This is a genomic window from Algibacter lectus (genome assembly GCF_900112395.1).
GTDB classification, from domain to species: Bacteria; Bacteroidota; Bacteroidia; order Flavobacteriales; family Flavobacteriaceae; genus Algibacter; species Algibacter lectus.
On record NZ_FOLN01000002.1, the window covers coordinates 471,720 to 493,264 of the forward strand.

Annotated in this window: 16 protein-coding genes; 6 read left to right on the forward strand and 10 right to left on the reverse strand. The window is 32.0% G+C overall.

Going from position 1 to position 21,545, the window contains the following annotated elements; translation table 11 throughout:
• The first annotated feature begins 14 nt into the window (after positions 1 to 14).
• Both moaCB and moaA read left to right on the forward strand, forming a co-directional pair.
• Positions 15 to 926: a bifunctional molybdenum cofactor biosynthesis protein MoaC/MoaB gene (gene moaCB, locus BM246_RS05085; protein ID WP_074936230.1), complete on the forward strand. Its 912-nt coding sequence runs from the start codon at positions 15 to 17 to the stop codon at positions 924 to 926.
• A 63-nt stretch (positions 927 to 989) separates the two neighbouring features.
• A complete protein-coding gene (gene moaA / locus BM246_RS05090; protein ID WP_074936232.1) occupies positions 990 to 1,997 on the forward strand; it encodes a GTP 3',8-cyclase MoaA in 1,008 nt (335 codons plus the stop codon).
• Between the two features lie 105 nt (positions 1,998 to 2,102).
• On the opposite strand, the gene BM246_RS05095 is transcribed toward moaA, so the two are convergent.
• Genes BM246_RS05095 through BM246_RS05105 form a run of 3 tightly spaced genes read right to left on the reverse strand, consistent with a single transcriptional unit; the run spans position 2,103 to position 4,125 of the window.
• On the reverse strand, positions 2,103 to 2,522 hold the full coding sequence (locus tag BM246_RS05095; RefSeq protein ID WP_052415278.1) for a glycosyltransferase: 420 nt from the start codon (positions 2,520 to 2,522) through the stop codon (positions 2,103 to 2,105).
• Between the two features lie 9 nt (positions 2,523 to 2,531).
• Complete coding sequence (locus BM246_RS05100) at positions 2,532 to 3,716, reverse strand: response regulator (RefSeq protein WP_074936234.1); 1,185 nt, start codon at positions 3,714 to 3,716, stop codon at positions 2,532 to 2,534.
• 37 nt (positions 3,717 to 3,753) lie between these two features.
• Positions 3,754 to 4,125, reverse strand: a complete 372-nt coding sequence (locus BM246_RS05105) for a response regulator (protein WP_074936236.1) — start codon at positions 4,123 to 4,125, stop codon at positions 3,754 to 3,756.
• 183 nt (positions 4,126 to 4,308) lie between these two features.
• On the opposite strand from BM246_RS05105, the gene BM246_RS05110 reads away from it, so the two are divergent.
• From BM246_RS05110 to BM246_RS05120, 3 genes are read left to right on the forward strand one after another with little or no spacing between them, the layout of a single operon-like run.
• The gene (locus tag BM246_RS05110; protein WP_074936238.1) at positions 4,309 to 7,398 is read left to right on the forward strand and encodes a hypothetical protein; all 3,090 of its coding nucleotides are present in this window, start codon (positions 4,309 to 4,311) and stop codon (positions 7,396 to 7,398) included.
• Positions 7,398 to 8,609 (forward strand): hypothetical protein, encoded by a 1,212-nt coding sequence (locus BM246_RS05115; RefSeq protein ID WP_052415277.1) that lies wholly within the window; start codon positions 7,398 to 7,400, stop codon positions 8,607 to 8,609. The genes BM246_RS05110 and BM246_RS05115 overlap by 1 nt, the downstream gene beginning before the upstream one ends.
• Positions 8,603 to 10,120: a glycoside hydrolase family 2 TIM barrel-domain containing protein gene (locus BM246_RS05120; protein WP_074936240.1), complete on the forward strand. Its 1,518-nt coding sequence runs from the start codon at positions 8,603 to 8,605 to the stop codon at positions 10,118 to 10,120. Before BM246_RS05115 ends, BM246_RS05120 begins: the two co-directional genes overlap by 7 nt.
• A 23-nt stretch (positions 10,121 to 10,143) precedes the next feature.
• Here the strand turns inward: BM246_RS05120 and BM246_RS05125 are convergent, their stop codons facing one another.
• Both BM246_RS05125 and BM246_RS05130 read right to left on the reverse strand, forming a co-directional pair.
• A complete protein-coding gene (locus tag BM246_RS05125) occupies positions 10,144 to 11,325 on the reverse strand; it encodes a glycosyltransferase (protein ID WP_074936242.1) in 1,182 nt (393 codons plus the stop codon).
• A gap of 111 nt (positions 11,326 to 11,436) precedes the next feature.
• Complete coding sequence (locus BM246_RS05130; RefSeq protein ID WP_074936245.1) at positions 11,437 to 12,699, reverse strand: oligosaccharide flippase family protein; 1,263 nt, start codon at positions 12,697 to 12,699, stop codon at positions 11,437 to 11,439.
• Positions 12,700 to 12,868: 169 nt separating this feature from the next.
• Here BM246_RS05130 and BM246_RS05135 point away from each other — a divergent pair, with 169 nt between their 5' ends.
• Positions 12,869 to 14,929 (forward strand): tetratricopeptide repeat protein, encoded by a 2,061-nt coding sequence (locus tag BM246_RS05135; protein WP_042503952.1) that lies wholly within the window; start codon positions 12,869 to 12,871, stop codon positions 14,927 to 14,929.
• A 733-nt stretch (positions 14,930 to 15,662) separates the two neighbouring features.
• Here BM246_RS05135 and BM246_RS05140 read toward each other — a convergent pair.
• From BM246_RS05140 to BM246_RS05160, 5 genes are all read right to left on the reverse strand, one after another.
• Complete coding sequence (locus tag BM246_RS05140; RefSeq protein ID WP_074936247.1) at positions 15,663 to 18,278, reverse strand: DUF6923 family protein; 2,616 nt, start codon at positions 18,276 to 18,278, stop codon at positions 15,663 to 15,665.
• 121 nt (positions 18,279 to 18,399) lie between these two features.
• A complete protein-coding gene (locus BM246_RS05145) occupies positions 18,400 to 18,894 on the reverse strand; it encodes a CAP domain-containing protein (RefSeq protein WP_074936249.1) in 495 nt (164 codons plus the stop codon).
• Between the two features lie 559 nt (positions 18,895 to 19,453).
• Positions 19,454 to 20,167 (reverse strand): LytR/AlgR family response regulator transcription factor, encoded by a 714-nt coding sequence (locus BM246_RS05150; protein WP_042503876.1) that lies wholly within the window; start codon positions 20,165 to 20,167, stop codon positions 19,454 to 19,456.
• 9 nt (positions 20,168 to 20,176) lie between these two features.
• A complete protein-coding gene (locus BM246_RS05155; protein ID WP_042494836.1) occupies positions 20,177 to 20,494 on the reverse strand; it encodes a hypothetical protein in 318 nt (105 codons plus the stop codon).
• Positions 20,466 to 21,545, reverse strand: coding sequence for a sensor histidine kinase (locus tag BM246_RS05160; RefSeq protein WP_074936251.1), 1,080 nt, complete (start codon positions 21,543 to 21,545; stop codon positions 20,466 to 20,468). Before BM246_RS05160 ends, BM246_RS05155 begins: the two co-directional genes overlap by 29 nt.

Consider the following 21,545-nt stretch of genomic DNA (forward strand, 5'->3'; position numbering starts at 1 on the left):
TTAAACATTAGAAAATGGTCGACATCACCCATAAAAGCACAACTTTACGCACTGCAACCGCTCAAGCTGTGGTAAAAGTAAGTAAACCCGAAACTATAGAAGCTATTAAAAACGATACAGTGCCTAAAGGGCATGTTTTTGCGATGAGCAAAGCTGCAGGGCTTTTGGGAGTAAAACGAACGCCAGATATTTTACCCGATTGCCACCCTCTACCTATTGAATTTACCGGTGTGGAATACGATATTAACGGATTGGAAATCACCGTGCTTTTTACAGTAAAAACCATTTACAAAACAGGTGTTGAAGTTGAAGCCATGCACGGAGCAAGTGTTGTGGCCTTAAATATGTACGACATGCTGAAACCGATTGATAAAGGCATCGAGATTCACGCAATTAAGTTATTAGAGAAAAAAGGTGGGAAATCGGATTTTAGAGATCGTTTTAGAAAAGATTTAAAAGCAGCAGTAGTTGTTTGTTCCGATACTATTTCCGCTGGACATAAAGAAGATAAAGCTGGGAAAGCTATTATTGAAAAATTAGAATCTTGCGATGTGAAAATTTCAGAATATGTTATTATTCCAGATGAAATTGAAGATATTCAAGCTAAAGCCAAACAATATGAGGCCGAAGGTATCGATATGGTTATTTATACAGGAGGCACAGGACTTTCTGGGCGCGATGTAACACCAGAAGCTTTAATTCCGTTGTTAGATAGACGTATTCCTGGAATTGAAGAAGCTATTAGAAATTACGGACAAGACCGTACACCGTTTTCTATGTTATCACGCAGCGTTGCTGGTACTATAAAAGACACATTAATTTTAGCTTTACCTGGTTCAACAAATGGTGCTAAAGAATCTATGGATGCTATTTTTCCTGCTGTTTTACATAGTTTCAGGATTTTGAAAGGCGCTAGACACGATTAGTTTTTAAAAGATTACTTCTGGTTTTTTAAACCTGAAAATATAGAATAAATTAAAATAATAGTAATGAAGAACGAAATTCCCGTATTACAAGATTTACACGGCAGAGATCACGCATATTTACGAATTTCGTTAATAGAACGCTGTAATTTACGTTGCTCCTATTGCATGCCTGCAGAAGGTGTTCCGCTTTCGCCTAAAAGCCACTTAATGACTTACGAGGAAATTTACGATATAGCAAAAATCTTCGTAAAACATGGCGTTACTAAAATTAGACTAACCGGCGGTGAACCTTTAATTAGAAAGGATATCCCTGTAATTCTAGAACAACTATCATCACTTCCTGTAGAATTATCAATTACCTCTAATGCGGTAATTATAGATAAGTATATTGATATTCTAAAAAAGAATGGAGTTAATAATATTAACGTAAGTTTAGATTCTTTAAATGCCGAAAAGTTTAAGCACATTACAAGGCGAGATCAATTCACAAAAGTTTATAACAACATTTTACTTTTAGTAAAAGAAGGTTTTAATGTGAAGCTTAATGCGGTATTGATGAAAGATTTTAATGAAGATGAAATTATCGATTTTATCCATTTCACTAAAGATTTACCCATTGCAGTTCGGTTTATAGAGTTTATGCCTTTTGATGGCAATAAATGGGATATGAGTAAAATGGTATCTTATGCCGATGTTATGCTATTGGTTAACGCCGCTTTCCCTGAAAAAGATATTGATAGACTAACCGATGCTCCAAATGACACTTCTAAAAACTATAAAATAAAAGGCTACCAAGGTAGTTTTGCTATTATTAGTTCTGTTACTAATCCGTTTTGCGATTCTTGCAATAGATTGCGTTTAACAGCAAACGGACAACTAAAAAACTGCTTGTTTTCATCGGGAGAATCGGATCTACTAACAACTTTGAGAGCAGGAAATTCTATTGAGCCAATTATCCAAAAAGCAGTACAAGCTAAATTTAAAGTGCGAGGCGGTATGGATACTTTAAAAAAATTACAAGAACCCAAACTACACAATAACAATAGGAGCATGATAACTATTGGTGGTTAACCGCATTGTAAAGAATTTTATAAAAATAAAAAACGCTAAAATCTGGGGAAGATTTTAGCGTTTCGTTTTTAAAACAACATAAGTAGGAACTGTTTTTTATTTAAATTATATTTTGAAAAACACAGGTTTCATTTTGTTTGTGCTTTCTACTTTATCTGCTCGAAAATTAATCATTGTTTTTACAAAATTTTCTATCTCATTCATTAAATAAAACAAATCTTCAGATACTTTTAAATCTGATGTGGTAGAATATCCAAAATATTTTAATTTATTCTGATTAAAAAAATATCTGGCACCCGCTTTAATAGCAAAGTTTATTCCTTTATCTTGTTTTATATCTATTAGTGTACAGTTTAAGCCAGATGTGTCTATCAACATTTCTAACTTATCCAGTGTATCATCTCTACTGCCATTATTTATAAGGCACAATTTAACTTCACTTCTAAAATTAAATAAACTGTCAAATAATCCTCTTTCTATCTCTAAAGCATTATTATTAAATACTATTATTACTCCAATCTTCATGACAACTATTTAGGCCTTCACTCGAGAAGCCTTAACTGTTTTATCATTAGATTTCTTTCCTCTATATACCCAAGCAATTTGAGCTAGCTGTCCCACGATTTTCACAGAATCTTTCATGGATAGCTTAGATCCATCAGCATGAATCCATCTTTTTAATGGCTGCTCACAGATATAATTTTTTGCAGTTTCAGTACCAAAATGTAAAGTCATTCTTTTAAAAATTTCAACATCAAAAATCCATTGAGTAACAAATTTTTCTCTAAAAGAAAGCTCTATAACATCCTTACTAAAAATTTTAGCACCACATTGCGTGTCTTTGAAGTCCATTCCCAGTATTTTTCTGATAATGAAATTAATAGTCATACTAATAATTTTTCTTGCAGACTCCTTAGTAATGTTTGCCCCCATTCTACTAATTCTAGAACCACTAACAATTTTAAAATCTGTAGTTTCAATAGTTTTTACTAAATCGTCAAAATCTCTTAAATCTGTAGATAAATCGGCATCTAGAAAGCCTATATAATCTAAATCATCACGCTTAGCCATGTGCAACATTCCTAACCTAACGGCTTCGGCTTTACCTCCATTTTTTTCGCAATCGTAAACTGTAATAAAATCTTCTCTACCTTTTCTTAAATCGTTTAAAACACGTAAGGTATCATCTTTACTACCATCGTTTACAAAACACAAATGGTATCCTGTATTTGTGCTTATATAATCGGTAAATTCTTTACTTAATAAGCGCTCCTCCTCATCATAACAAGGTATAACCACACCAACACAACGGTGTTGTATTACACCATCTCCAGTAGTATCATTTGTACTTACAACATCTGACTGACCTATTAATCGTTTTACTCTTGCCGAAATTTCATTTAAGCTTAACGGCTTTTTCATGTAATCGTTAATACCTAAATCGAAGCCTTCAGTAATGACTTTATCTTCTGTATTACCGGATAGCACCATAATTGGTGTATCCCCATTTTTAGAGTTTCTTACATATTTTACAATATCTAAACCAGAAACTCCAGGCATATTAATATCAACAATTACTAAATCTGGATTAAAGGTATTGTAAACCGAAATTGCTTGATTAGCATCGGTTTCAATTACAACTTCGTATCCCAAATCGGTTAATCGCTTTTGGAGCGGTAGTAAAACTAGCTGTTGGTCGTCTATGGCTAATATTTTCATAACAAAATTTTTAAAATTCGTAGGTTAAATGAATTGGTTAATGGGTTCTAAAATAAATATTTATACGTTTAATGCGATCACAGATCTCATTTAAGCTTATTGGTTTCTTTAAATAATCATTAATTCCAAATCTAAATCCTTCTGAAATAACTTCGGCACTTGTATTTCCTGAAAGTACTATTATTGGTATTGACGAATTTTTAATGTCTCTAATATACCTGATAAATTCCAAACCTGAAAATTTTGGCATATTAATATCTACAATTAAAAGGTTGGGTTTGAAGCTATCAAAAATTTCAAAACCTTTTTTAGGGTCTGTTGAGGTGCAGACTTTGTATCCTAATTGTTCTAATTTTTTCCTTAGCGGTAACAACACTAACTGGTCGTCGTCTATGGCTAATATTTTCATTTTTTTTAATGTTTCAGTGGATTATACTTCAAAAATACATCTGAATTCCATGTTAAAATTTATATTTAGATTAACCTTAGCTTAACTGTCGATGAGTTGCAGATTTCTGTAGATAAATAAATTATGTGCCTTTAGGAAATTATTTATCTTTACCATGTAGCTCTTAGAGATTTAAACCACTTAATGAAAGAAACATCTAATAAATATTTAATAGTAGCCTTACTAGTTGGCCTCGCATTTCATGGCTCTTCTATTTTCTTTACATTAGAAACCACTTACGATGCTTTAATACATTTATTTTTTGCTGATCATTATGCAAACAGTTGGTTTGAGCCTTGGAATTACGAGTGGTATACGGGGTTTACAGTTCAAAGTTATCCGCCGTTAGTACATCAATCCATTGGTTTTTTCTCCTTAATTGGAGGTCTAAAATTTGGTATGTTTACTGTAGCTCTTATTGCTATTGTATTATTTATAACGGGATCTTACCGGTTTTCTCTATTAATCACATCGGATAAAACGGTGGCAGGATATGCTTGTGTTCTAGCCGTTTTCTCGTCTTCTTTTGTAGAAACGTTACATATATTTGGTCAGTTACCTAGTATTATAGGTGTATCAGTATTGATGCATGCCTTACCCGAAATATATTTATGGCTTAAAACGGGTAAACTTTGGTACTTAGTTACCTCGCTATCGCTAATATCGGTAACTGTAACATCGCACCATGTAACACCTATTTTCGGGATGGTCTTCTTCATATTCCCTTTAATTGGTATGGTTATTATGGATGTATCTCGAGAGCAGGTAAACACCATGAAAGAAGTAACCTTTAAGGTTTTTTTAAACAGTTTTTTTAAACTCTTTAAGCGTATTGTAAGTTTCGGTATGCTATCGCTGGTTATTATTATTTTCTGTATTCTGCCATATTGGATAAACTCTAAAGCAAACCCTATTACGCAAGTCCCTATACCACATGGCTCTCGCGATAATTTCCTTGAAATCACATCTTCTGGTTTAGTATTCTTTTTGATTCCTTGGGGTACTTTACTTATTGTTTTGCCTTATATATTTTATAGATACTATTCTAAGCGGTATTTATTTTTTGGTTTATCTATAACCATTTGTACCATTTTAGGAACTGGTGGTACCACACCTGTACCGTTAAAGATACTTGGTGAAACGGCATTTAATATTTTAACCTTAGACCGTTTTACGCTGTGGGCTTCCATTATGTCTATCCCTCTGTTTGGTGAATTTGCTTACCGGTTTGTACAAGGTGATTTAAAAGAACTTATTCAAACTAAATTTGGAGCTGTTTATCACAGAATTATTGGCGGTATACTTGCTGGTTTATTTGTGTTTATGGTTATGTTCACCATGAGTTTAGGCTACTTTAGGCCATCGCAACCTCAAAAAATAAAAATGCTTCCTATTGTGAATTTCTTAAACCAAGATGATCACGATAAATGGCGATTTTTAACCCTTGGTTTTGGAGACCAGATGGCTTGGTTAAGTGCACAAACAAATGCCATGACGGTTGATGGGAACTACCACTCTGCAAGACGATTGCCAGAATTAACAACGCGCCCTATAGAACGTTTAGAAAACTCTAAATTTAAAGGTGTTGCCGGTATTGGATCTCTTCAGCAATTTTTAACCACACCAGAAAAATACAATCTAAAATATATATTTTCTAACGATAAATTTTACGACCCCATTCTCTACTATTGTGGCTGGCAACGTTTACGGCAATTAGAAAATGGTATTATGGTTTGGGAGCGTTTAAATATTCCGCCTGTTCCTGCTATTTTACCAAAGGAAGATGTAGCCAAATGGTTAAAAATTCTTTGGGGTATTATGCCTTTTTTAACGGTATTAATTGCTTTTGTAATTAACATACAAATGCTATGGGTTAATGCTTTAAAAACAAAAATTAAAGAAAAACCAGACTTTTTAAAATACCCTACGCGATACATTAAATTCCCCAGAGGTGTATTGTTTATAACGCATATTTGGTCGCTTATATTGGTGTGTGTTGTTGTTTATGGTATCTATTTATTCTACCTTAAAAACGATTCGCAGCGCAGTCCAGAAAATGCTATTATGGCTTATTATGATGCGTTAGATTTTAAAGAATTTGAAACAGCACATGGCTTAATTGACCCTGACAGTAATCTGCCTATAGCACAGTATATGCTAGAAATATCGGTTACCGATGGTTTACTGAGTAGTTATGCCAAAATGGATGCTATAGAAACCGAAGTCACCATGCATAATGATAGCACAGCATCTGCAAAAGTGACTACACAATGGATTACACCATTAGAAAAAATAGAGAAGATTGACTATAAAACCTTGTCTAGCCACAAAGGAAAATGGTTTTTACAACCCGATGATTTAAATTCCGATTTACCTCCAGACCAGCTATATTCTAATAATGTAACTAAATATTTTAACCAAGGTAGAAGGCGTATTACAACAGAGCAAACGCATCATGAAGATATTTTAAAACAACCTGTTTTAGAAGTACTTTCTGCTAAACTTGTAAAATATGATAACCACTATGCTATTATTGGTGAAGTACAAAATATTGATAATGTACCTGCCGATGTTATTTTAAAAGGAACACTCTATAATGATGATAATAAGCAATTAGCAACCTATAATGCCAAATACCATATAAAGCATAAATTAATGCCAAAGGAATCTAGTAGTTTCCGAATTAATTTTGAAGGCATTGCTTGGTCTAAAACTCAAGATTCTATTCCAGATACTTTTAATCCAGATGAATTTACGCCCGTTGAATTTGAAGAGCAACCAACAAAATTCAATTTACAAGTAGCCGGTAATGTATCGGGATCAGATTTATACAAAAATATTGTTTTAAGTGAATTAAACATTGAAGATGGCGTTATAAACGGAAACTTATTTAATAGCGGCATTCAAGAAATCACAATTCCTCAGTTATTGGTAACCTATTACAATGAAGATAAAAATATGCTTTGGGTAGACCATATGTTTGTAAAAGAAGGCATAAGGCAACAAAGAAAACTTCATTTTGAATACCCGATTCTAAAAAATGGTACGGTTAAAATTATTAATGATGATATGACCAATATTTTTATTAACGGTTTACCAAACGATGCTATTTCAGAGAAAATAGTGCCCAATCGAATTGAAAACCATGCGAATACTCAGTTTCAAAAAATTGAGCATCCCGATTATAGTTATATTAAAATTGAAATGAATACTTATATAGGCAGCCCGAATTAATGCAACTAAAACGTACATATCTATTTATTTTAGGATTGATTTTATTATCATCCTTTACATCTATACACTCAAATACAGCGAGCATAAAACTACTAACCTCACAAACCGATTATATTGTTGGTACCAACGTAGTTTTAGAGTTTTCGACTACCGATGCCGTGCAACCTATGCTGTATTGCTCAAACAGTTATGGCTCTACTTTAATTAGCCCAACATTAGAAAACAAGAAACTCCGTTATCAAATCCCTGCAAATATTTATAAAAAAGTTGGAGTGGTAAATTGGTCGCTAATCTATAAAAGCAACACGCTTTCTGGAGTATTTCACATGGTACCTAAGCCCGAAGTAGCAACAATGGAAACCTATATTGGTCCGCCAAGTATAGAGGCTGGAGGTAAAGATTATACCATGCTCGTTATTATCCCAACAGATTCTTTAGATAATCCCGTTCCGAAGAATACTACTGTAAATGCAAAGCATCAATTTTTAGCCTCAGAAGAAGTCGATAATATTGTTACCAATAACTTAATTGCTTTCAAAAATATTTATTCTAAAAAAGAAAGCGGACGCATGCTCATATCATCGGAGTGTTTAAATATCAATTCCAAAGAATTCACTATTAACGTTATGCCTGCCGTGCCTGTAGATTTTGAAATTTCGGCACACAGACCTCACAATTATGCCGATGGTAACCAAGTGACCACCTTTTCAACCACAATAATAAAAGATAAGCAAGATAACGTTGTAAGCGATGGTACTTTTGTAATATTCTACATCACAAATAAAAGTGGAAACATTTTAAAAACTTCAGGAACAACGCTAGATGGCATTGCTACGGCTAAAATTATTCATCCAGATTATGGCGACAATTGGAGCATTAAAGCCTACGTAGAAGGTATGTCTGAAAGTAACACCATAACCATAGCATACACACAAGTTATTGAAGATTTTATTGTTGAATTTTCTAAAGACGGACGAGACATCAATGTGGGTCCACTCCAAAGTTTTATGCAACAAATGATTCCTGATGGCTTACAAGTAAAACTTCTAGTTTATAAAAACGATATACTTCTTGAAAAATATACCAAAACATCTGTTGATGGATATGCTCATTTTTATCTAAAATCTGATATCTTTAAACCGGACAACTACAATATCAAAATCCAAACCGCTGGATTAGAAAAAACTTTTAATAATACAAAACTATGGTAAGTGTAAGTAAAAACATATTACGCACCATTTTAATAGCCTCATACATTATGCTTGTAGCATTAATAATTTCTGGTGTAAGTGCTTTATTTAGCTACTTAAACACGGGTGCAGATAGAAGTACTATGCTGCATACAGAAATACAAAAAGTAGAACAATATTTACCAAAAGTTACTTGGGCGCCTTTAAACAATGAAGGACGCCCAATAGATTCGCAAAACTTAAGTGCCTTACAAAACAACTATCTCGATGCTTGGTATGTAAAGCAAATAGCCTACAAAACCAATAAACCAGCAGGTATTAAAGATTATTATACCGATAATGCTCGCGAAAATTTATTCAACTTTATAGAACTAAACAAAGCACAAAACATCACCATAGATGCTACAACTTTAGAACACCACCCTACCCTAGAATTTTATAGTGAAGACGGTCAACTTGCTGTAGTTACCGATGATAATGTTGTAGAGTACAAGAGAGTTTTTAAAAACGATACCTTAATTTTAGAAACCACAGAAACATCTACCTATAAAATGGTATTTTTATTAGAAGATGGTTTTTGGCGTACAAGACATTTAGTTAAAGAAAACACGAAAATCCAGGAATTGGATAACGCTCAAATATCTCTTAATAATTTTAAAATAAAAGGGATTAATTATTATCCGCAAGCTTCCCCATGGAATATGTATGGCGATAAGTTTAATTTAGATACCATTTCTAAAGATTTAAAAATTATAAAAAAAGCGGGTTTAAACACGATACGGATTTTTGTGCCTTATGAAAGTTTTGGCAAAGCAACAGTAGATTACAAAAAACTAGATCGATTAAAGCAAACCCTAGATGTCGCTGAAGCGGAAAAACTAAAAGTTATTGTTACGCTTTTTGATTTTTATGGAGATTACTCTGTGCTAGACTGGACACTAAACCAACGTCATGCAGAAACCATTGTAGCGGCATTAAAAAGCCATGAAGCCTTATTAGCTTGGGATATTAAAAACGAACCTAATTTAGATTTTGAATCTAGAGGAAAGGATATCGTTATTGCTTGGCTAGATAATATGATAAATTTAGTGAAATCTGTTGATAGCGAACACGCTGTAACTGTTGGGTGGAATAATATAGATAGTGCACCCATACTTAAAGATAAACTAGACTTTATATCCTTTCATTATTATGAAAGTTTAGATGTATTGGAAGAAAAATACATCCACTTAAAAACAGAAATACCAATAAAACCAATTGTTTTAGGTGAGTATGGTATGTCTTCCTACAATGGGTTTTGGAAGCCTTTTGGAGATAACGATGAGGATCAGGCTGTGTTTCATAAAAAAGCACAAGACATATTTAAAAAACATGATATTGCTTTTATATCTTGGACTTTATACGACTTTACAGAAGTACCAAAAGAAGTCGTTGGTAGACTTCCTTGGAGAAAACGAGCTCAGGAGCATTTTGGTTTTATCAACAAAAATGGAGAGACCAAGCCCGCGTTCAGATATATATCCAATAATTAATCAACACTTCGAACGCGCTAATATTAAGCGCGTTTTTCAATTATTTTATTGAACGTATTTAAATAAATTTGAGCGATTTGAGACATTGGGTGTGCCGTTGCCGCTTCGTAATTTGTTTTTCCTAATTCTCGTCTGTAAGTTTCATTAGTAACAATATTTTCAATAGCCGTTGCTAAACTATCAACACTTGTTGGATCAAAAAACTCACCACGGTAACCTTCATCTTGCACTAGTAAAGCTAAATCACCTAGATCTGGCATAACCACTGCTTTACCATAACTTCCAGCTTGATGTAAAACTCCAGAACTTCCTGTAGTCGATGTATATGGAAATACAACTACAGCACTATCATTAAATAATTTTGGCACTTCATTTTCTTCAACATAACCTGTAAAACGAACTTGTGGTACATGCTTATAATCTTCTCGTACTTTAGCTAAATAGCCTGGTACGTTAGGGTTATCGGTTCCTGCAATTACAACTTCTAAATCCAAACCTGTAGAGTTTCTAACCTTTTCTACAGCTTCTATCATCCCTTCTACCTTTTTGTACGTTCCAAATTTCCCGAAGGTCATAATTTCCATTGGTGAAACAGGTACATTAAAATCTGGAATTTCAGGAATTTCAAAAGTACCGTGAGGTATCAATTTTACATTTTTAGCATTGTATTTGTGCTCTAATATATCAACATATTTTTGCATAGTTACTGCCACAACATCAGCTTGTAAAATCAATCGTGTTAAAGTAGAACCTATAAATCCATATACTTTTTGCATTAATTTACTCTGTGTAAATCCTGCACTTCCTAAATCAACTTCTTCTAAAATATTATGCAATAAAACAATACTTGGTATTTTTTTCATTTTACAAACCAAAGGCAACATTAAGCCTAAAGCTGCGGCAACTTTTTTATCACCAAACTTCATAAACTGTAAATTGAACAATACAGCATCTGGTTTAACATTGTTTATAGCACGAGTAACGCTTGTTATATTGCTGTAGCTATTAAATTCCCAACATTCTTTAATTGTAATTTTACATCCATCTTCCGTAAAAGCAACATCCTTTGGCTCTTCGGTTTTATCGGTTAACAAAATTAACTCTGTAACCTCTTCTTTTTGTCTAAAATGTTTTACCAAATGGTAAGCATACTCATTTAGAGTGACTTTACTTGGCGGATATGCAGTTACAATTGCTAACTTCATTATATGGGGTATTAAATGATAATTAATATCTACAGTGCAAATTTGGGTAATTATTACTAATTAAAAGGGTTACTGTAGACCGATGGTCGTTTACTGTCGATAAATGGAAACTTACTTAAGATTAAGCGTTTTAGCACTTTTACTAGAATCGTATTTAAAATAGATTAATTGTATCACTAACAGCAGTAACATAGCTACAATTTGCATATACACAACCTGTTCTAAACTATCATGAAAATAGATAACTAATAGCATTTGAAGCATACCAAATACACCAGAAATAACTACAGGCACATACTTATCTAACGATAAATAGTAATAAGCAAAAATATTAGAGATCGCGAACATCGATGTGGCAATAGCATATTTCCATAAAAGAGGAGCCATAGCAATGTAACTATCTCCAAATAGAAGTGTAATTATAGTTTCAGGGAAAGCTAAACAAACCAAAATTATAGTAATAGAAATAGCTGCAATGTAACCCACGTATTTAAATAAAATAGGCGCAGTTTTTTTTCCTTCCTTTTTTAGCTCCACCACAGTTGGTAAAAGCAACATAACAAACATCCAGGCGATGAAATATACAATACGACCAATTAATGCTAAAGATGCATACAAACCGGCTTCGTAAGATTCAAAAAAGTGTTTTACTAAAAGAATATCACTGTTATTTATTATAATTTGAGTCAGCTCGTAAAAGGCCGTAATTATAAAAAAATGACGAATATCTTTTGAATGTGTTTGACTCAATACTAAAGCTTTCTTCGGAAATAAATTTTTATACTTAAAGGGAAATAAGCCAAACACAAACGATGCCAAGATCCCGACAGCAATAACCACAGAAGATTTTATATCGAATAATAATATTAAACCCAGTGTAATAACTAGACGGCTTAACATTTCGGTTTGATAAGTTATCGATAGGTTTTTAAATGATTTTTTTCCCTGAAACACGCCTCGGTTTACACTCATTAAAAAATATAAAGGCACTCCAAAACCAAATACAACAAACATATTTGAAGATGATGTATTAAATACATTTTGTAACGCTCCGGCAAATATTATAATAAGGGCACCAAATGCAAGGCCAACGGCTAGTGCGTTTTTATAAACTTTAGAAATAAAACTCTGAAAAATATCATTTTCGAATAATACCGAGAATTTAGCCGTTACTAACTGAAACGTCATGGCGGCAAAACTTAAAACTAATAAAAAGGTTATAAGTACAGCGGCATCAGCAAATTGAGCAGGACCTAAAATACGACCTAAAATTAAGTTATATAAATAGTTACCTCCGTTTACGGCTAAAACACTAAGCATAAATAATTGCTCAGGTTTTATTTTTTTTTCTTTAATTTGGGAAAAGAACTGCATTGGTTTGGGGTTTTAAATGATTAATTCTTTAGTAGAATAATTTATTTCCAGTGCAAAAATCAGCGAAGAATCAACAGAAGGCGCTTAAATTTCGTTCAGTGACGGTTTGCTATAGATGAATGATTGCATACTATTGATTAACTTGCAACAAGATAATAAAAATATAATTATGCCTTTAAATTTTCGCCTTTTATTCGTTTTGCTACTTACAAGTATTTTTGCCTTTTCGCAAGATATGCAAACGGGGTTTACTTACTTAGAAACAGGAAAGTATGCTAAAGCAGAAACGTTTTTCGAAACTGTTTTAAAAGATTACCCAAACAATAAAACCGCTAAATTGTGCTATGGGCGTGCTATAGGATTACTAGGTGAATCTGGCAAAGCTGTTAACATTTTTACAGAATTATTGAGCAAATATCCTGACGATTTTGAAATAAAATTAAACTATGCCGAGTCTTTACTTTGGGATAAAAATTATCCTGATGCCAAATCTTACTACGAAATTTTAATAAAAGAAGATTCTAAATCTTTCGCTGCCCTATTAGGTTATGCCAATACGCTATCCAACCTTAAATTATATGCCGATGCTTTAATCTATGTGAATAAATCGCTCGAAGTTTTGCCAGGAAACCCAAATGCTCTAACCTCTAAAAAATATATTTATTTAGGCTATGCTTACCAAAAACAACAGCAACAAGATTATGATGGTGCCGAAGAATTATTAAAAAAGAACTTAACGCTTTTTGAAGGAGATAAAGACACCTTACTTAATTTGGCTAATCTTTATTTAATTTCCGGAAAATTCGACGAAGCCGAAAATACATATAAAACGATAGCTGAGAATCCAGACAATAAAACCATTGCATTAAACGGCATCGCTTTAGCGAAACACTTAAAAGGAAAAGAAAAAGATGCGCTTAATGTAAGTACAGAAGCTTATAGTTCTATTCCGCAATTAACAGATGAATCACTGATACAACAAACTCAAGTTCGATATATTCAGGCTTTAATTTGGAATAAAAAATATAAGGAAGCTAAAGTTTTAATTGATGATTTAATTGAAAAGCACCCTAACGAAAACTGGATTTTAGCATTACGTGCAACTTTAAACATTTACAAAAGTAACTTTAAAGATAGTGTTGTAGATTACAACAGTATCTTAGAAAATGAAGAAAGTTCTTTTGATGGTAATTTAGGTAAAGCAAACGCTTTAAAAGCTATTGGAAAATATGATGGCGCCTATAAATCTGCCGAAAACACCTTAACATTTTACGATAAACAAAAAGATGCCTCTAATTTTATAAAAACACTAAATACAACCTTCACTCCTTTTTGGGAAACTAAAGCATCTTATTCTTTTGATAATGGTGACAACAAAGCCTTTTCAGTTAATACCAATATAGAGTTTCCAACGTCTACAAAATTTAAGTGGTTGGCAAGCTACTCGTATAGAACAACAAGTAATAAGGTTACGGATAACGATGCCACATCTAACGATTTTTCATTAGGACTATCTTACCAGTTACTACCTAACATCACTTTTAAAGGAACCGCCGGAGTGACTTCCGCGAAAGCGAACACAAGCGACTACACACAATTAGTGAGTGATATTTCTTTAAATATAAAACCTTTTAAACTTCAGGTTTTAGATATTGGTTTTAAAAGTGAAATACAAAGTTTTAATGCTGAATTATTAGATAGAGAAATTGTAATGAATAACCTTTATGCCAATTACAACTTAAGTACAAATTTTAACTTAGGATGGTTTACTCAGTATTTCTACACATGGCAAAATGATGACAATGCTAGAAATTTACTTTTCACATCTTTATACTATAACATATTAAGCAAACCAGCCTTAAAAGCAGGCTTAAACTACCAATACATTACTTTTAAAAACCAAGTACCAACTATATATTTTAGCCCTGAAACATTTAACGCTGCTGAGGTTTTTGTAAACATTATAAAAGATGAAAGCATTACTAAGCCAAAAGCCTGGTTTTATGAGCTTACCGCAGCAACAGGTTTACAATATATTGAAGATGGTAGTAGCCAAAGTACTTACCGCATACAAGGAAAATTAGGTTATAAGTTTACAGAACGTGCCTTATTAAACTTCTATGGTACACGAAGTAATATTGCATCGGCAACAGCTGCTGGTTTTACGTTTAACGAAGTTGGTTTGCGTTTTAAATGGTTACTTTTCGATACACCTATTTTTAGAGAATAGATCAAAACTTATTATATATTTTAGATATTTCTATAATATAATTACTGAAATATTTTCCACTAAAAAAAGCTCCAATGTATTGGAGCTTTTTGCTTTTCTATAAGTATCGAAATCAATGATATGTTTTTGTTTTATAATGAAAACACAAGGCCTAAACCTCTCTTCTGTTCTTATAAATTGTTGTACTTAGCCTACTCTACTTAAACGCTTTAACACTACTAAGAGTAACGCTTGGCTTAAGTACTTACGCTTCAAGATTACGTATTAAATTGCAATACAGCCTCAGCATATCAATTAAAAAATTAGAATAGCTCAACTGCTTATGTTTTAAATGAAACTGTCTGGTTATATTAACATGAAGATAGATTTTAAACTACTTTCTTTATCTTCCTATTCAAAAGGAAATTAAAGCCACAATCTTAACCATATTTAAATGAGTATTTAATCTATTCAAGATGCTATTAATTTAATTATATCAATGTAGTTTTAATTATATCCCAGAAAGAGATATTTAGACGCTCATATTTCATATTAAAAGGAATAATAATATAGTATTCTATATAAAGCCTTCAACTAAAAAACAAGTTAAACTGATTAACAAAAAAATCACAATAAACGAATACTATTCAATTAATTAAACAAAAAAACAGGAACAGATTCCCTAAATATTTAAACAAAAAAATGGCAAAAGACTCGCGCCTTTCGCCATACTACAAGAGTAATGTGCTATTAATTATTCTAGGAGTAGTTTTGTTGTTTTGTAAAGAGATACACTACTTTTTATTTTACAGAAATAAATACCACTGCTTAAATCTCCTCTATTAAGTTCAATTTCATTTACACCAGGTGTTGTACTAAAAGCTATTTTATTAACTAGGCTACCAAGTTGATTATAAACTAAAAGTTCAACATCTTCAGCTTGATTTGCTGTAAATTGTATGCTTGTTTTAGATGTCATTGGGTTAGGCGTTGCCATAGTTGCTAATCCATCTTCCTCACTTATTGTTGATACAGATAAGGTTCCTGCTTTTGCAAAACGTAATTGTTCTAATGTCATTTCTTTTGATACTGTTTCACCATTTTCAGCAAGCATTGTAAATACTATAGATGTTACATCGTTAGCATTTAATGGCTCTCCATTAGTAGATTCGAACTCAGCAAATGGTAAAATAAAACTAGACATAGTGTTTGTTAAATTAACCGATGCTTTATACTGTGTTTCCCAGTTATCAACACTTTCTTTTACTAATCTTACAATAAGAGTTCCTGTACCTTTAGCTTCAAATTTAAAGCTGTTATAACTTGATAAATCAATTGGGTTGAACTTAGGTGTTAAAGCTCTGTAAGCTGCAATATACTCGCTAGTATTAGCCTTTAAAGTAATGTTACGTTCTATATTAAAGTCTTCATCATTTAAGTCTTCAGTGTTTGTCGCTACAATATATTCTGTAACCTCTGTACTTGTTGCCGCATCATCATATCCCCAAGGCCCATCAGACATGAATAAGTCGTCCGGAGTTTGTATACCATCACCAATTCTAAACCCGATATCAAATAAGCTTCCAGCATCAACTTCAATATTAGAAATATAATCTCCACTTAAATCAATATTAGTAGAAACATACTCTACATCGTGTGTTTCTGTAGATCTTACACCAGCATCAAAAACAACACCTTCACTTCTATTTGTATTTACAATTTGTAGATTTAATCTACCATTGTTATAATGCCCTGTTCTAACAAACACCGTTGGTGGCGTTGAGTTATTGTAGCTATCTATTGGTTTTTGAACTTCTAAAAGACTTACAACTTCTTCTCCTAATTTTAATAAGTCATCCAAAGAATTAGACCAAATTTGAAAATTATAAAAGCCTACGTTATCTTCATATTTATCTAAATTCCAGTGACTTTCTATTCCGAAATTTTGATTATTATTGATTGATTTAGCCGAAAGACTTAAAACAAACTCTACAGTACCTTCTAGAGTTCTAATTAAAGATTTGATAAACTGTTGTTCGTTAATTTCAATAGTTGAAACAGAAATTAATTGTGCACCTAATAAACGATCACAAATATATTTTGTGTGCTCATAAACACCATCTTCCGTTTTTAATAATAAAATTGAAGCTACAGATTCGTTATTTCTAATATAATCTACCGAATAAACCTCGGTTGCATTTGTAATTCCTATTAAATCTGTTGGAGACGATTCAATCACGCTATCTTCGTTAATCGCTTCTAAAGGCATTAAATCTGATAGTTGAAAAGATCCGTTTTTCGTAGCTGTAGATCTTCCGTAGTTTTTAGACTTCGTTAAACGCTTTGCAAATGTTTGATTAAATTTATAACTACTTTTTGCTCTATTAAAATTACGTTTACTTATTTGTTGAGATAATCTATTGTTACTTTCCAAACCTCCGTCGTTACCACTAGACGTAGATGATACTTGTAAAACTGGACAACCTGTGTAACCTGAGCAAGATGGATCTTCACAATCAATTAACCCATCACCATCATCATCAATACCATTATCGCAAATTTCTTGAGCCACAGGAGCAGTAGGACAACGTGCACCATCGTTACTTGCACTTGATGGTCCAAAAGCAAATAAATTAGAATCCATTGTAGATTCTGAAGTTAAATTTTGAACACTTTGAATAACATAAATAGTTCCTGTTTGATTTGCTGATACGTAAAAACGTCCATCAGCATCAAAATAGACAGCACCATAAGTATAATTTAATCCTGCTAAAATTGGAACTTCTCCTAAACTTTGCACAGCACTAGTTACCGGATCAATTCTGTATAAAATATTGGTTCCTTTTTCTAAAGCATATAAATTACCATCTACAGCATTAAAAGCCCAATCGTGAATACTAATATTCTGAGATAACGTTTCTGTAGATAAATATTTTGAGTAATTATCAGATTCTGGATTTAAATCCACTTTGTAATAAGTGCTTCCTCCACCCTTCAAAAAATAAATACCATCTGGATTAACATCTCCAATATACTTGTTTTTAGTATCAAATTCTGGAATGTTAAAGGATGTTGTTTTAAAATCTTTTCCTATTCTAACAATAGTTTGAGCAGGTGTACTTACATACCCCCAAATATAACCATCTGCAGGATTGTAGGCTGCTGCATTAATATTTCCTGGAGTAACATCTTCTGCTGCAAGAAATGAATTTCCCGAAGCTAAATCAATAGCATAAACATCGTTATACTGAAAAAGATATGCGCTATAATCACAATTAAATGGAGTATTTTGTGAAGAACTTATTAAACTAAATAATAGTGCAGTAAGTACTACTATTTTGTTTTTTAAGGTAGGTAGTTTTGTTGTCATGGTTTGGGGTTTTATGATACTGTAAATTTACTCTAGAAATACGTTTAAAATTTTATTTTTCGCTTAGTTCAATTTTGGTGTAGACGAATGGTAGATTAATGTCGTTGAACCGTTTATGCTATTATCTTTTTACAAAGATATTAGTAAAATAACTTCTTCCATTTTCATCTTGTTGTGATGAAATTCCCATATCGGTAAAATTTGGATTTTCTAGGTTTTTTCTATGCTCTTCGCTCTTCAACCAAGCCTTAACTAAAGTTTTTGCCGTACTAAAACCATACCCTACATTTTCCGAAACTGCTATAGCATTAGCCTCCTTTTTTAGATTCTCAGAACGTACGTAAAAAAAATCGTGACTTGGAGTTCCTTTTTTAACCATGTACGTATTGTGAGAAATGGCTTCCTTTGATGCTCTGTTTAAAATATTAAGTTCGTTTAATCCTTTAGAAATTCTGTGCTCATTAATTAACTCTGCAATATCATAATCCATTTGAGTATACTCTATATTAATGGTTTCTGAATTATATTCTTCTGGTGTGTTAATATCCTCTTCTACAGAACAAGACGTTAAAAAAGTTGATAATAAAACTGCGGTTATAAGTAATAATTTTTTCATCGTGATTGGATTAATTTGATGACAAAATTATAAGGAAAGACAGTTGAATTTTATGTTTTTCGATTAGCTTAATTTGAAGTGTCGACGAATGGTAAATTTTAAAAGACGAATACTTTCAACTACATTTCAACGATAATAAGCAGATAAAAACGCTGTAATACACGATTTACTTTATTTTATTGGAAAGGCAAACTACATCAACAAACACTTAACACGTTAAAAACAAGACAATTAAAATAAATTCAATTCTCAAAAGAAGTCTAGATTAGTTGAGTAATTTAGAGAAATAACAATGTTTTAATCATTATTATCAGATATTTATAAAAACAATTAAGAAGGATGAAAAAATCAGTAGATATTACTTTTGCGATATAAACTATTATATATCAACGATAATATTTATTTAAAATGGTTGTGCAAATAGTTTTACTACATTACAATTCCTATTAATATTCTATAAATTTGGATTGAATTATTTTTAAAATAAGGCTTCATTTTATAAGTTTTTCAATAATAAAGACACAAAAATAAACACTTCTAAAATTACCCAAAAAACAAATTAAAGCAAGTTTAAACGCTTCATAAGTTCTGGTCTATTAGAGCGACTTACAGGAATAACATCCTTTTTTATAAGTACACTATTATCTTCAATATCAATAATTTTTTTGATATTTATAATGTAAGACCGGTGTACTTTCAAAAACAAATCATCTGGTAATTTATCTTCAATTTTCTTTAATGTCGAATGTACTGTATAGTTTTTATCTTCTGTTTTTACTTGAATATAATCGCCTTTGGCTTCAACCAAATAAATGCTTGGAATATCAATTTTTATTAAACGTCTATCAATATTTACATAGAGGTGATTGCCAGAGGTTGTTTCAGCTTTATCCGTGTTAGAGTCCGTTTTAACAGGAGTAACTTGCTTTGCCTCTGCTTTTAAAATAGCTTTATCAAAGCGTTCTTGCGACACAGGTTTTACCAAATAATCTACAATACAATCATACTCAAAGGCTTGAATTGCAAAATTTGGATCTGATGTCGTTAAAATTATTTTTGGTGGATTTTTTAAGGTATCAATAAAATCGAAACCTGTAAAATCTGGCATGTGTATATCTAAGAAAATTAAATCTACTTCATTTTGATTTAAATATTTTATGGCTTGCATGGCATTAGGGAAATCTTCTAATACATTAAGACTTGGCACATTGGAGCATAGTTGAGAAATAATTACTCTAGCTGTGGCTTCGTCGTCAATAACAATACAATTCATAAATAATATTTAGAGGTCTTCAAGATATATAGTTATGGCATTTAAAATAGCTTCAAACTCCTCTTTTTGGTCGATTGAACCTTCCAATAAATTGGTTTCGTAAGCTACAGCAACATCATAACTCTTTTCAAGGCCTAAAATACTAATTTTATGTTTAAGTTTATGCACATTATCTGCAGCTAATTTAAAATTTTTAGCATTATAGTTATCAAAGTACACTTGCTTCTCTTCTGGGTACTCTTTTTTAATAATATCTATTAGTTTTTGCTTGAAGGCTTCGTCTCCTCCAGATAAACTATCAATGTAAGTTTGGTTCGGCTGTTCCATTTGGTGATTTTTTTAAAGTGAAATAAAAAGTGGTTCCAATATCAACTTGAGATTCTAACCAAATTTTCCCACCGTATAATTCTACTATTTTTTTTACAATAGATAATCCAATTCCCGAAGATTCTGGATTATTTTCTAACTTAATAAAGGTTTTAAAAATTTTATTAAAGTAGGTTTCTTCAATTCCTTTCCCGTTGTCTTTTATATGAAATTGCCAATATTCTCCGGCATCTTCTACTCCTACTTCAACTGTTCCTTGAGCTTTATCGTTATATTTAATTGCGTTACCTATTAGGTTTTGAAACAATTGCTGTAACCTATATTTATCACCTTTAAGAATAGGTAAATTAGCTTTAGATATGCTAATATGTTCTGGGGCTTGAATTGTTTTTATAATATCGTCTATAAGTTTATCTACATCAACATCATAAACATCAATTTGATTTTTACCTATGGTAGAATACTCTAAAATACCCGTAATTAAGGTATCCATTTTTTCTACATTCGACCTAATAAGATCTAATGTTTTCTTACCATTTTCATCAATAGAACCAACGTAGTCTTCTCTTAACCAAGTTGTTAAAGTTTCAATACTACGCAGTGGAGATTTTAAATCGTGAGATACCATATGGGCATAATCACTAAGCTCTTGGTTTTGATGAGCCAACTCTGTCAAAAGCGATTGCTTTTGTTTATTCATTTCGATAATCTCTTTAGTTTGATTATCAATAAAATCGACAAGCTTAGGTCCCGATAACTCTGCGTTTTCAGGCTTTTCATCTTCCTTAAGATTATAAAATTTTAAAGTATCAATTACATTTTTAAGTTTATCGATAACTTCTTTTTGCTCATTAGCCTCTTTTTGTAATTTTCGATTTGCGGAATATAATTCATCCGAGCTTATAGACATCGCCCTTTGAATCATACTAGATTGTTCGTCAAAATTATTATAGGATAGATCTACCGCGTTGAGAAACTCAGATAAATCTTCATTGTTTTTTAATTCTTCACTTAAAAATTTACGTATTTGTCTTTTCAGTAATGAATTCAT

Excerpts from the sequence above, each read along its gene's own strand:
- moaCB (WP_074936230.1), top strand. The coding sequence starts at position 15 with ATGGTCGACATCACCCATAAAAGCACAACTTTACGCACTGCAACCGCT.
- moaA (WP_074936232.1), top strand. The coding sequence starts at position 990 with ATGAAGAACGAAATTCCCGTATTACAAGATTTACACGGCAGAGATCAC.
- BM246_RS05095 (WP_052415278.1), bottom strand. The coding sequence starts at position 2,522 with ATGAAGATTGGAGTAATAATAGTATTTAATAATAATGCTTTAGAGATA.
- BM246_RS05100 (WP_074936234.1), bottom strand. The coding sequence starts at position 3,716 with ATGAAAATATTAGCCATAGACGACCAACAGCTAGTTTTACTACCGCTC.
- BM246_RS05105 (WP_074936236.1), bottom strand. The coding sequence starts at position 4,125 with ATGAAAATATTAGCCATAGACGACGACCAGTTAGTGTTGTTACCGCTA.
- BM246_RS05110 (WP_074936238.1), top strand. The coding sequence starts at position 4,309 with ATGAAAGAAACATCTAATAAATATTTAATAGTAGCCTTACTAGTTGGC.
- BM246_RS05115 (WP_052415277.1), top strand. The coding sequence starts at position 7,398 with ATGCAACTAAAACGTACATATCTATTTATTTTAGGATTGATTTTATTA.
- BM246_RS05120 (WP_074936240.1), top strand. The coding sequence starts at position 8,603 with ATGGTAAGTGTAAGTAAAAACATATTACGCACCATTTTAATAGCCTCA.
- BM246_RS05125 (WP_074936242.1), bottom strand. The coding sequence starts at position 11,325 with ATGAAGTTAGCAATTGTAACTGCATATCCGCCAAGTAAAGTCACTCTA.
- BM246_RS05130 (WP_074936245.1), bottom strand. The coding sequence starts at position 12,699 with ATGCAGTTCTTTTCCCAAATTAAAGAAAAAAAAATAAAACCTGAGCAA.
- BM246_RS05135 (WP_042503952.1), top strand. The coding sequence starts at position 12,869 with ATGCCTTTAAATTTTCGCCTTTTATTCGTTTTGCTACTTACAAGTATT.
- BM246_RS05140 (WP_074936247.1), bottom strand. The coding sequence starts at position 18,278 with ATGACAACAAAACTACCTACCTTAAAAAACAAAATAGTAGTACTTACT.
- BM246_RS05145 (WP_074936249.1), bottom strand. The coding sequence starts at position 18,894 with ATGAAAAAATTATTACTTATAACCGCAGTTTTATTATCAACTTTTTTA.
- BM246_RS05150 (WP_042503876.1), bottom strand. The coding sequence starts at position 20,167 with ATGAATTGTATTGTTATTGACGACGAAGCCACAGCTAGAGTAATTATT.
- BM246_RS05155 (WP_042494836.1), bottom strand. The coding sequence starts at position 20,494 with ATGGAACAGCCGAACCAAACTTACATTGATAGTTTATCTGGAGGAGAC.
- BM246_RS05160 (WP_074936251.1), bottom strand. The coding sequence starts at position 21,545 with ATGAATTCATTACTGAAAAGACAAATACGTAAATTTTTAAGTGAAGAA.